The 12536-nt window shown below is 38.1% G+C and carries 10 protein-coding genes and 1 pseudogene; 8 read left to right on the forward strand and 3 right to left on the reverse strand.

Features of this window, described 5'->3' with window-relative positions; genetic code table 11:
- A partial coding sequence (locus ADICYQ_RS20920; RefSeq protein WP_040416731.1) for an integrase core domain-containing protein occupies positions 1-343 on the forward strand: 343 nt, incomplete at its 5' end.
- A 133-nt stretch (positions 344-476) separates the two neighbouring features.
- Here ADICYQ_RS20920 and ADICYQ_RS20925 read toward each other — a convergent pair.
- The 3 genes from ADICYQ_RS20925 to ADICYQ_RS20935 form a co-directional block, all read right to left on the reverse strand.
- Positions 477-2000 carry a sodium:proton antiporter gene (locus ADICYQ_RS20925; RefSeq protein ID WP_020894031.1) on the reverse strand — a complete coding sequence of 508 codons (1524 nt, stop codon included), beginning with the start codon at positions 1998-2000 and terminating at the stop codon, positions 477-479.
- A gap of 178 nt (positions 2001-2178) precedes the next feature.
- Positions 2179-3408, reverse strand: a complete 1230-nt coding sequence (locus ADICYQ_RS20930) for a Glu/Leu/Phe/Val dehydrogenase dimerization domain-containing protein (protein WP_020894032.1) — start codon at positions 3406-3408, stop codon at positions 2179-2181.
- 18 nt (positions 3409-3426) lie between these two features.
- The gene (locus ADICYQ_RS20935; RefSeq protein ID WP_040417399.1) at positions 3427-4524 is read right to left on the reverse strand and encodes an anhydro-N-acetylmuramic acid kinase; all 1098 of its coding nucleotides are present in this window, start codon (positions 4522-4524) and stop codon (positions 3427-3429) included.
- 104 nt (positions 4525-4628) lie between these two features.
- Between ADICYQ_RS20935 and ADICYQ_RS20940 the strand changes: the two genes are divergently transcribed.
- The 7 genes and pseudogenes from ADICYQ_RS20940 (at position 4629) to ADICYQ_RS20970 (ending at position 12528) form a co-directional block, all read left to right on the forward strand.
- Positions 4629-5354: a type III pantothenate kinase gene (locus tag ADICYQ_RS20940; protein ID WP_020894034.1), complete on the forward strand. Its 726-nt coding sequence runs from the start codon at positions 4629-4631 to the stop codon at positions 5352-5354.
- Positions 5341-6636 carry a BamG family beta-barrel-assembly machinery protein gene (gene bamG / locus ADICYQ_RS20945; RefSeq protein ID WP_020894035.1) on the forward strand — a complete coding sequence of 432 codons (1296 nt, stop codon included), beginning with the start codon at positions 5341-5343 and terminating at the stop codon, positions 6634-6636. Before ADICYQ_RS20940 ends, bamG begins: the two co-directional genes overlap by 14 nt.
- 11 nt (positions 6637-6647) lie before the next feature.
- Complete coding sequence (locus tag ADICYQ_RS20950; RefSeq protein WP_040417401.1) at positions 6648-7952, forward strand: tetratricopeptide repeat protein; 1305 nt, start codon at positions 6648-6650, stop codon at positions 7950-7952.
- A 276-nt stretch (positions 7953-8228) separates the two neighbouring features.
- On the forward strand, positions 8229-8834 hold the full coding sequence (lptC, locus tag ADICYQ_RS20955; protein WP_081652414.1) for an LPS export ABC transporter periplasmic protein LptC: 606 nt from the start codon (positions 8229-8231) through the stop codon (positions 8832-8834).
- Positions 8835-8843: 9 nt separating this feature from the next.
- Positions 8844-9095 carry a hypothetical protein gene (locus ADICYQ_RS20960; protein ID WP_051160311.1) on the forward strand — a complete coding sequence of 84 codons (252 nt, stop codon included), beginning with the start codon at positions 8844-8846 and terminating at the stop codon, positions 9093-9095.
- Positions 9061-10320: a hemolysin family protein gene (locus ADICYQ_RS20965; protein WP_040417400.1), complete on the forward strand. Its 1260-nt coding sequence runs from the start codon at positions 9061-9063 to the stop codon at positions 10318-10320. Before ADICYQ_RS20960 ends, ADICYQ_RS20965 begins: the two co-directional genes overlap by 35 nt.
- Positions 10321-10414: 94 nt before the next feature.
- A pseudogene (locus ADICYQ_RS20970) lies at positions 10415-12528 on the forward strand (SurA N-terminal domain-containing protein).
- Positions 12529-12536: the final 8 nt, after the last annotated feature.

Below are 12536 nucleotides of genomic sequence, written 5' to 3' on the forward strand. Positions count from 1 at the left end.
TCATTCTGATAGAGGATTACAATATTGTTGTGATGCCTACCAAGACGTATTACAAAATAATCAAGTCAGCTGTAGCATGACTGAAAGCTATGATCCATACCAAAATGCAGTTGCTGAAAGAGTAAATGGAATACTCAAACATGAATTTATTCTGGGAATCACAATCAAGGATTTAAAACTGATGAACATATTAATAGAAGAATCTATTTATATTTACAATAATGAAAGGCCGCATTGGAGTTGTCAGATGGAAACACCCAATAAAATGCATCAGCAAAACACCATACGGATTAAAACCTACAGAAACAAAAATAGCACCGAGTCGAAACCCGATGCTATCTAAATTTATCCTTGAAATCTGTAACGTCTATTCAGGACTAGTCAAAATTATACTATGGCCAATGTATAATCCAGATTAAAATGAGTTGGGAATCTTTTCTCCCTGAATTGATATAAGAATATCCTATAGTTAGGGTTTAGGAAAATGCAAAGAACACAAGCCAGGTGATAAACAGAATCGGAAGTAAAATAGGAATGGAAAACCTTAAAATGTATCCAAAGAAGGAGGGCATTTTAATTCCACTTTGTTCTGCGATTGACTTCACCATAAAATTTGGGCCGTTACCTACATATGTCATTGCACCAAAAAAGACGGAAGCAATGGATATGGCCATAAGTTCAAATGAAGAATCAATATACCTGTCCATGGCAAAATCCTTGACTTGTTGTATGGAATTTATGTCCGCACCTTGTGATGCCATTGCGGCCGCCAAGAAGTTGAGGTAAGTAGGAGCATTGTCTAAAAAGCCCGAAAGTAAGCCTGTACCCCAGTACAAGGTGTTATGGGTTATCATTGCTGCGCCCTGCTCTGACTGAGCAAAACCTCCTACCAATTCAAGGGCAGGCATCATGGTGCCGAAAATACCTATAAAGATAAAGGCTACTTCCCGGATTGGTTCAAAATTAAATTCATTCCCCGAAAGCGCTTGCTGATCGGCAAACTTGTAAGAAAAATAGGCCACAGAAAGCATTATCGTTTCACGTATAAAACTGAAATTCTGACCATCATAATGTATGGCTGGAACCCAGTCAAGTACGTTAGGGTCTAGAAAAACAGAAATTATTATCACAAGAAGCCATAAGAAATTTTTGGTTCCTTTTAGGGATATTTTATTGCTGAATTGTGTTTGTTCATTCAGTACTACTCCGTCTCCTTTATTGCCAAATTTGCGATCGACAAAATAAAACAACACTGATAATATGGTCAATGCCAATATCCAGGCCTTCCAATTATGTTCCAAAGTCCAGAAGAAAGGAACGCCTTTTAGGAAGCCTAGAAACAATGGTGGATCACCTATTGGTGTTAGGGAACCTCCAATGTTACTTACCATAAATATAAAGAATATGATATGGTAAGCTTGAATATTGTTTTTATTCAAGCGGATAAAAGGGCGAATCAATAACATTGATGCACCAGTGGTTCCTATTAGATTGGATATCAACGCACCTATTACCAGTAAAATCACATTGGCCATAGGCGTTGATTTTTTGTCAACTTCTATTAAAATCCCTCCGGAAGCAATAAATAGGGACGCCAGTAAGGAAATAAATTGAATATACTCTGCCAAAGCATGTACAGGGTTGTGCACATTGCCCAATACAAACAAGTAGTAGAGTACTACCAATACAGCCAGTCCTACCGCGATTTTAGGGTAATTGTGGTGCCAGAAATTTTCGTAAAACAATGGGCCAGTTGCAATCATTAACAACAATGCTACAAAAGGAATAACCAGCCAGGCAGGAGCATGATGGTGTTCCACGGCTTGTTCTACGGTGGTTTCTGTTTGTGAAACATGTTCCTCAGAGGGGCTGTCTTTTGCGTGATTATCCGCCTGGGCAATGTATTGTTTAGCAGTAAAGTCTTGGGCTTGTAAGTGTTGAGGAACACTTACGCTTATTAATCCAATGAATAGGAGCCATGAAGCTAAATACTTCTTCATTCACTTGTATTTATTGTGTAAGAATGTTTAAGTTAGATTTTGTGATCGTGGTCGAATTATCAAATAATTGCTATTTAATTCCCTAAGCTAGCTAATTTGTGTATTAGTAACCAAATAAATTTTTTTCAGAGGTTAAAAAATCCTCTGAATTTTAATCTCAGAACCTGTGCCATTAGGATTATTGTAACTTTTGAAGCGCAATTTCCAATGCAGTTTGGGCGATTTTCGTCTTTTGGGGATTGAAAGTATGACATTTTTTTAAAGCTCTAAAAACTGTTTTACTTACATCCTGAAACATTGCTTCATCTGTTATTTGCGCTTTGTCTGACATTAGATAGGCAGCGATTCTGGCAAGTCCGGCATTTGATATAAAATCAGGAATTAAGGAGACCCGATCATCCGCCATTTTAGTCACAGGACCAAGGAATATATCATTTTCAACAAAGGGGAAGTTCGCGCCACAAACGATTAATTCTAATCCGCCTTTTATCAACTTGTTTAAATGATCCTTTTGTATCAATCTTGACTTTGCCGCCGGAATAAAAATGTCAGTTGGTAAATCCCAGATTTTATCTTTAGCACTTTCGAAAGAAATGAGCTTCTCGCTTCTTAGTTTGTTGTCTTCCTTATTTAAAAACAATGAAGTGATTTCCTCTGGAGAAAGGCCATTTTTATCTATTATAGCCCCTTCCAATGACATAATCCCAATTATCTGAACACCTTCTTTAGCTAAAAAGTAAGCGGCTGCAGCACCTACATTTCCCCAGCCTTGAATAATAGCCTTTTTTCCAGAAGCTGTTCCTCCCCATAGCTTGTAATAATGTTGCACAGCCTCAGAAAGCCCGTACCCAGTGATTACATCACTTATCTGGAATTTGATTTGGCTAGCAGGTAAATACTTTGGGTTTTCTACTATTTTTGATAGGCCTTGTCTTAATTGACCAATTTTCCGTATTTTTTTTGGTTCTCCTCCTTTATTATATAGGGCATTTACGATTCCTTCTTGAGGGTGCCATAATCCATATTCTTCTGTAATGGGAATGAGTTCGGTGGTTTCGTCTATATTTATACCCGCACTAGTGCCGTAGTAGCTTTTTAATATGGGTGAAACAACTTTAAACCATCGTTCGAGTACGCCTGCTTTTCTTGGGTCAGATGGGTTGAAGTTAATCCCTGATTTAGCACCGCCTATAGCTGGACCTGAGACGGTGTTTTTTATGGCTGTGTTTTTGGCCAATTGAATTACCTCGTTTTTGTCTAGCCCTGGTTTCATTCTGGTATCGCCTCCAGCAGCTCCACCTCTTAGGCTATTTATCACCAACCAACCTTCGGCCTCTGTTTCGCTATCGCTCCACTCAAAAACGATCTCTGGTTGCATGTTCTCAAACTTTTTCAGTAATTCTCTCATGGAATAGGATGTTTATATTCAAATTTCGTTAAAAAGTCCAAAAATGGTGCCACCACAGTTGTCTTCAGTAGCTCCGGTGACGGATGCCAAACAATTGTTTTCTTTTCGAAGGCGTAAAACACCTAAAAATGCAAACACCAATGCCTCTTTAAAATCGATGATCTGTTTTTCAGGAAGGACCAAATTTACTTTATGGCTAATTTTATTTTGAAGGTTTTGGATAAAGAAGGTATTGTAGGCGCCACCTCCTGTAACCAAAAGTTGGCTTTTGGTGGACTTCTCTTTAGCATGGTCCAAGATTATTCTTGCAATACAAGCTGCATAATGTTCAGATAAAGTAGTAAGAACATCGTTAGGTGAATAGGTATCGTGGTTTAGAACGGGAAAAAAATCCTGACTGATATTTTCTCTACCAAGTGATTTGGCTCCTTTTTGTTGGTAAAAACCCAAAGAATTCAATGCTGTTAATGCCTCTGGAATAATGGAGCCTGATCTCGCTAAGTTTCCACCTTCATCATAAGCTTTGCCAGATTTTAAGGCAAAGTGATTGAAAAGTAAGTTGAAAGGGCAGGTGTCAAAAGCGATTCTTTCCCCATGATTGTCCATTGAAATATTGGCGATTCCACCCAAATTTAAAGCAAAATCGAAATCGCTAAACAATAAAGCATCTCCAATAGGTACAAGTGGTGCACCCTGGCCTCCCATTACAACATCCAATTTTCTAAAATCATTTATTACTGGTAAACCAGCAGTATGACTAAGGGCAAACCCATTGCCAATTTGCTTGGTCATTTTTAAATCAGGTCTATGAAACACGGTGTGGCCATGGGAAGCAATGGCTGTAGGTTTAAGGTTATTTTTAAGGCAAAAATCTTTCGTAACCTTACCCATCCACTCACCAAATTCTAAATCCAGACATTCTAAAGATTCAGCATCGAGCAAATGAGCATTCTGTAGTGATTGTTCTAATTCTTTAGTGAAGGGTATGGTCTCAGCCTTTATTATTTTAAAACGCCAGTTTTTTTTAATAGTAAATTCGCAGCAGGCAATGTCAAGTCCATCACCTGAAGTGCCGGACATTAGACCAATAATTGTATATGAGTTTGCGTTTACCATGGGTTAAAGTTTGTTAAAAAATAAAATCTTGACCTAAAAATAATATATCACCGACCAGCCTCCAAAGTAAAATGACTAATTTTGAAGTAGTTTATTAATAGGTTATGAAACAAAGGCACTGGGTTGTCGACATTGGAAATACCCGAATAAAGATAGGTATCTTTGAAAAAGGAACACTGTTAGCGTTTAGATCGTTTTCGGATCTTGAAGAATGCCGCCATTATTTAGTGCCACAAGAAGATGATAGGGTGTTGTTTACTTCTGTTAAGTTTTCTTTAGATGCATTAAAGGAAGTATTCTCTTTTCCTTTTCTGTATTTTGATCATCAGACACCTTTAGAAATTACTAATGCCTATAAGACCCCACAAACCCTGGGACTAGATAGGTTGGCCGGAGTAATTGGTGGCAGATCTTTTAAGAAGGATGGCGCAGTGTTAGTGATTGATATGGGTACCTGTATTACTTATGATTTTCTAGACATAAAAAATAATTACATGGGTGGGGCTATTTCTCCTGGGCTTAAGATGCGGGCAAGATCCATGCATGAATTTACAGCCAGATTACCCTTAGTAAATGTAGGGAAATCCGAAATTTCTTACCTAGGAACAAGCACAGAGACTTGTATGGAGTCTGGGATCTATCACGGAATAGCTGAAGAAATCAAAGGGTTTATTCAAAAGTATCGGCAGGATTTCGGTCATGTTGAGGTCTTTATTTGTGGTGGAGATGCCGAAATCTTTGAAAGCTTAATAAAAGACCACATATTTGTAATCCCCAATTTGGTCCTTTACGGATTGGACAGAATCTTAAAACACAATGTTGAAAAATAAAATACACGTAGCAGCCCTAATTGTTTTTATAGGATGTTTTGCTATCCACCATATCAGTTACGGCCAATTATCATCATCTACCTACAGTTCTTTGGGGGTTGGCGTATTTAACAATTCCGGACTAACCCAAAACCAAGGTATGGGAGGTATGGGGATAAGTTTTGGTAACAGTTATAGTATCAATCACGTAAATCCAGCTGTCTCGGTTAAAAATACCGCTTATGGCTTTCAGGCTGCACTTAATTACAATAAATTAACAGCAGCGACTGAATTGGCCTCTGAGGATTTGGATGGTGGCGGATTAAGCTATGTAGCCATGTCTTTTCCCGTAGTTCCGAGAAAAGTAACTTTAGGATTCGGGCTTAATCAATTAACCGGTGTAGATTACAATATCATCGTAAATACGCCTGTAGCAGGAACCGATCTTATATCCAAAAACACAATTGTTGGAACGGGAGGATTGAGTCAGGTTTATTTGCAAAGTGGTTTTCAGGTGTATAAAAACCTTAGCCTAGGTGTTGAAGGGGCTTATACCTTTGGATCAACGATCAGAAACAATCAGTTAAATCTTTTAGATACTGATTTGAATTCAGTAGGGATTTCTTCAGAATACTATGAAAGGCTCACATTTAGTGATGTGGTTTTTAAAGGTGGTGCATATTATGCACAGCCCTTGGGGAATCAACAATACCTTAATATAGGTGCCATTTATCAAATTTTTGGTGATGTTAATGGAAGAGAATTTGCGAAAGTGGCTGAATCTGGCCAAGCTAGCATCCCCAATAGTGATGGAGATGTCATCGCTGATAATGTTTCAGGGAATGTTTTCATACCAGCGAAGCTTGGATATGGTGTAACTTATGAAAAAATTAATAAATTTGCGGTAGGTGTAGAAGCGCAGTTCCAGGATTTTTCCTCTTTTCGAGCGTTTAATGCTTCTTCACCAAGCGGTAATATGGGAAAAGCCTTTAAATTTTCCCTTGGAGGGCAATATATACCCAATGCCTTCTCACTTGAAAGCTTGTTAAGCAGATCTACTATAAGGGCTGGAATCGAATATGAACGACTACCTTTTCAGGTAAACCAAAAGAACGTTGATGACATTGGCATTAATTTTGGTACTTCCATTCCGATATACAGTATGTCTTTATTGAATTTGGCATTAAAGGCAGGGAAAAGAGGAACAGTAAATGATGGATTAGTTAGAGAAAATTATATTAAAGTTTCTTTAGGATTATCAATAAATGATAACAGTTGGTTTTACAAAAAAGTATTTGAATGATGTTGACAAACATGAAAATTAAATTTGCAATTATAGGATGTTTGTCCTTCCTCATGGTGGGACTGGCTCAAGCACAGGACGGATGGAATTGGCCGGAAGACAAAGAAATGGAAGCAAAAGCCAGAGAGCTTAATGCTGCCTACAATGATTATCTGAACTCAGAAGATTTTTTAAAGGCCAAAGGTCCTTTAAATTGGTTATTAACCAATGCTTCCGATCTTAATGAAGCACTTTACATCAATGGAGTTAAGGTTTATGAAGGGGCTGCGAATCAAGCAACTGATGAGGCAGAAATCAGCGTCTATCAAGATTCTGTTTTAACCATATATGATTTAAGAAATGAGCTTTATGATAACGAACCTAAGTGGATCGCCAATAAAGCTTATTATGCCTATATATTTTATAAAGGTAATAAGGACAAGGTGAGCATAGCTACAGACTTGTTTGAAAGAACCATTGAGATTGATGGAACTTTAGCTCCATTTACTTTATATAGGGCGTATTTTGATGTTATTTATAGGAATTTCGCCTATAACAAAGCATATACTCCAGATGAAGTAATAGAGAAATATGAGTTTATCATGGGTAAACTTGATGAAGAAGAAGCTGCTGGTGGCGACGTTGCCTCCTCAAGAGCTACGCTTGATCAATTGTTGAATGCCATGGATATTATCAATTGTGATTTTATCGAAAAGAATATGGGTCCAAAACTGATTGCAGATCCTACTAATCTTAAGTTGGCTAAGCAAGTGTTTCAATATTCCATAAAAGAAAAATGTACAAGCAGTGATATTTTCCTTTTGGCACTTGAGACAATAGACAATGACAATCCTACCTTCACTACTTCTCAAGTAAGGGGTATGCGTTACATGCAAAATCAGGATTATGCTAAAGCTGGAGAGCTTTTTGAGAAAGCTTTAACGTTGGCTACTACGGATGAAGAAAAAGCTGAAATTCACTGGGACATGGCTAAAGTTCATGCCAATCTTGGAAGTAAAGGTCAAGCAAGATCTTCAGCATTGAAAGCAGCTGAATTAAATGAAGAATTGAAAAGTGATGCTTATTCTTTCGTAGGCGGATTGATCATGTCCTCTTCAAGTATATGTAAAGGTGGTCAAAGTAGAGTGAAAGATTTCTCTATCTTTATCGCAGCTTACAATGCTTACGCAGTTGCTGGAGATAACAGTGGAATGGCCAATGCAAGAGCAAGGTTCCCTTCTAAAGAGGAGTTGTTTACAGAAGGATTCCAAGTAGGACAAACGATTAATACTGGATGCTGGGTAGGACAGACCGTAACTTTAGCTACTAGAGATTAAGGTTATCCTTCAAAAATAATAGATAGTTTATTTAAAAAAGGCGGTTGTAAGACCGCCTTTTTTTTGTGCCCAATTCAAAAATGATTGTACAATCTAAATTCATCCCTGCCATTTTTTCTTGTCAAGCACTACTATACCTGAGCCTCAAATGCCAGTTTTTTTGCAGTTATTAGGACTATATAGTAGGTTTGAAACAGGTGATTTAGGACTCAATTGTATAATCCAAGTTAAAAAATAAAATTCCTCCCAAAATGTCCTTACCTTTGTAAGGATATAATGGTTATTAATAGTTTGAGTGTTCGACAATTGTACCGTCAAATCTTTCGAAATGAAGCGAAGATTGTTCCTTCCGGGGTAGTAATTAGGCATTTGTTGCTGGTTGTTATTGTGGTTTGTAATTTTGGCTGCAGGGAAGATGCGGACGAAAGCCAGCTAGCCTTTTATGAAGGCCCTTACCGAACGAGCTTTAAGGTGGAGCTTCTCCACAGTGACTCGGCCATAGTAAGGACCAAATTGATGGCTGACAAGCAACTTGAATTTAAAAATGGAGATGCGGAATTTCCAGAGGGAGTTGTCATTCATTTCTTTGATAAGGAGGGTGAATTGAGCACTACCATTCGAGCAGACAGGGGCTACTTAGATAGGAAAACCAATATCTACAGAGGAGAAGGGGATGTTCAGGTGCATAACCTTGTGAAAGAGCAAAAGCTAAACTCTGAGGAGTTATTTTGGGACAAGGCTAAGAAAAAGATTTACACTGAGAAATTTGTCACAGTTGAACAACCAGACCGAATTATAAAAGGTACTGGAATGGAAGCTGACGAGGGATTCAATGAATATAAATTTACTAAGGTGACGGGTGTAATTAATAATGTTCTCTAAAATTGTAAAATGAAAATAAGTAGTGCAATTTTATTGTCTCTTGCCGCTGCCTTGGTGGTAATAGGTGCTCACCTTACGATTAAGGCAGGAATAGTGGCCTCTTATCCGCTTTTTATGTTTGCGGTGGTCTTATTATTTTGGCACATGTATCGTAAAAACAAATTGGAAGAAACAGAAATGAACGATAAAAAATCGAATAAAACAAAAGTAAACGGAAGAAGAATTAATGGACAGTCATTACTTACTCTTAGTACTTATTAGTCTGTTTTTTTCGGCACTATTTTCGGGGATGGAAATTGCCTTCATTTCGGCCAACCGTTTGCAAATTGAGCTTCAGGGAAAGCAAGGTAAAGTCTCTGGTAAAGTTTTAGCAAGTTTCATTCAAAACCCAGGTCAGTTTATAGGGACTTCCTTGATGGGGAATACTATTAGTTTGGTGCTTTATGGTATTTTTATGGCCTATTTACTTGAACCACCCCTAAGCTATTTATTGCCTGAAGCACTTAATACGCAGGCGGGAATAATGATTGTACAAACGCTGGTTTCTACTCTTATCGTGTTGGTTACAGCGGAATTTATCCCAAAAAGTATTTTCATACTTAACCCGAATAGACTACTAACCTTTTTCTCCATCCCTTTTGCAGTCATTTACTACCTGATGTACCCCATCGTTTGGGTAGTGGTAGGACTTTCTAAGTTTGTGATAGTAAGGGTGCTCAATTTGGAGTACAACGATGAAAAGCCAGCATATACCATTACGGACCTCAATAGCTTTGTCCAAAATTACATGGACACCAAAGGAGAGGATTTAGATATTGATACCAAGATTTTTGACAATGCCGTAGATTTCAAGAAAGTTAGGGTCAGAGAATGCATGGTTCCACGTACAGATATTGTTGCCATGGAAGTTGAGGATCAGATCTCAGATCTCAGGGAGCTGTTTGTGGAAAGTGGGCATTCAAAGATTATTATTTACAAAGAAACCATTGACGATGTAATTGGCTACTGCCATCACTTAGAGCTTTTCAAAAAGCCAAAGGGGATAGAAGACATTTTGACCCCAATTATAATCGTCCCAGAATCTGCGCTTGCCAATGAGTTATTGGTGCAATTTATCAAGGAATGTAAAAGTTTGGCCTTGGTAGTAGATGAATTTGGTGGGACAAGTGGTATTGTGAGTATGGAGGATATCATTGAGGAGATTTTTGGTGAGATTGAAGATGAGTATGACAATGATGATTTAATTGACCAAAAAGTAGCTGATGGAGAGTATCTGCTCAGTGCTAGACATGAAATTGATTACCTGAATGAAAAATATGAATGGAACCTACCTGAAGGAGAGTTTGAAACTCTGGCAGGATTTATCCTCTCCCTAACGGAAAGTATTCCTCAAAAAGGAGAGTTTGTTAGCTATGGACCCTTTACATTTACTATCGTTTCCAAGCAAGATCACCGAATAGATACTGTGAAAATCAAGATTCAATAACCAACGTTGTAGAAATACTTTATTTATAGATGCGGTAATATTTTGAATTTACCACTATATGTAATTATTTTGCGACACTTCAAAAAATAGGAGAATGGCATTAATTAAACAAATAAGACAAAGAACAGGTCTGGCGATAGGAGTTATCGCTGTAGGACTTATATTCTTTTTAGTAGGAGGAGACCTTTTAGGGCCTAACTCCATGTTATTGGGATCCAGTAGAACGACTGTTGGCGAAATTGCAGGGGAAGACGTTTCCTATGAAGAGTATGTTCAGAAAATCGAACAGACTAAGCTCAGTTTTCAACAAAACACTGGACGTAATCCTTCAGAAAATGAACTTTCAAGTATTAGAGACCAGGCATGGCAGGCTTTGATCGTTGAAAAGATATTCTCTCAGCAGTACGATGAACTAGGTCTAGTGGTGTCTGATGAGGAGCTTGTTGACATGGTTCAAGGAAAGAACATCATTGGAGAGTTAAGAAGACAATTGACAAACCCACAAACTGGAGAGTTTGACAGGTCTCAATTGATTACTTTCCTTCAATCTTTGGAGACTGCAGATCCTCAACAACAAATGTTTTGGGCGCAGCAGGAAAAACTATTTGCTGACTCCAGGCTAAGAATCAAGTATGACAATATGTTGGCTACTTCTGAGTATGCCAATTCAGCAGAAGCCAAAATGCAACACAAGATGGCCAATACAACCGCTGATGTCAGTCATATTCAGATTCCTTATTATGCAGTTTCTGATTCGGCAGTATCCCTTACAGATGGAGATGTAAAATCTTACATCAATAAGAACCAGGAAAAATTCAAGGTTGTAGAAAGCAGGGGTTTAAAATATGTTCGTTTTCCACTTCAGCCTAGTGCGGAAGATTCTGCAAATACCTTGGAAAATATCAAGAACCTAACAATTGAGCTTAAAGAGACCCAAACAGATTCTGCCTTTGTAATCAGAAATTCAGAAGCTGCGACTCCTTTTGTTACAATCAACCCAGGTGATCCATTACCAGTGAATTTCACTAATAATGTAGACAATCCTGAAGTAGGTGTGGTATATGGCCCATTCTTGAGCAACAACACTAGCTATGTGACTTATAAAATCACTGACAGTTTTGACGGAGACGCAAGAATGAGAGCGAGCCATATCCTTTTGAGTACTGAAGGAATGGATGATGACGCAAAAGCGCAAGTTAAGGTCAGAGCCCAGGAAATATTAGACGAAGTAAGTGATACAGGAAACTTCGAAGTTGCTGCTGCCCAATATGGTCAGGATGGAACTTCTCAGCGTGGGGGAGACCTTGGCTGGTTTTTCAAAGAAAATTTTGTTACTGAATTTGCTGACGCTGTATTTGCAGCCAAATCTCTTGGGGTAATCAACAAGTTGGTAGAGACTGAATATGGTTATCATATTATCAAGGTGACAGAATTGGCACAGACGCTTAGTCAAAAAGTAGCCATTCTTGAACTGGAGCTTATAGCAAGTGATGTTACTAGAAATGATATTTTTAGAAACGCTGATTTCTTTGCTGCTAACTCCGATGATGCTGCATCATTTGAAGAAAATGCGAAAACAGAGAATTACCAAGTAACTACAGCTACAAACGTAGGTGCAAATGCGAGAAGTATCAACAACATGAATTCCGCCCGTGAGATTATAAGATGGGCATTCAACGATGCTTCTGTAGGTAAAGTTTCTACGGTTTTTGAATTAGATGATGCTTATGTAGTAGCTATCCTTACAAGCAAAACGGAAGAGGGTGAAGGAAGTATTGAGAATCCAGAAGTTAGAGCTCAAGCTACTTTAGCCTTAAGAAATGAAAAGAAAGCTGAAATCATTAAGGAAAAATAAAAGGATTAGAAACACTAGAAGCAATCAAGGAAGTTTATCCTGATGCCTCCATCGGTACTACTCCGGGTTTGAAACTGAATGCAAGTGTATTGCCTGGTATAGGTTTCGCACCTAAGGCAATAGGATCCATTTTCGGTCTTCAAAATACTGGAGACATGACAGGTCCAATCACAGAAGATATAGGTGTTATAGTTGCCAAACTTAATGGCATTATTCCAGCTACTGAAATTGCTGACTATACTCGTTACCAAAATGAAATTACGGCTAACGCCTCTCAAAGAACAGGCTATATGATTATGATGGCTATGGAAGAGCTGGCTGGTGTAAAAGACTACAGGTATAAGTTCTTTTAATAAGTTCT

This window comes from Cyclobacterium qasimii M12-11B (genome assembly GCF_000427295.1).
GTDB classification, from domain to species: Bacteria; Bacteroidota; Bacteroidia; order Cytophagales; family Cyclobacteriaceae; genus Cyclobacterium; species Cyclobacterium qasimii.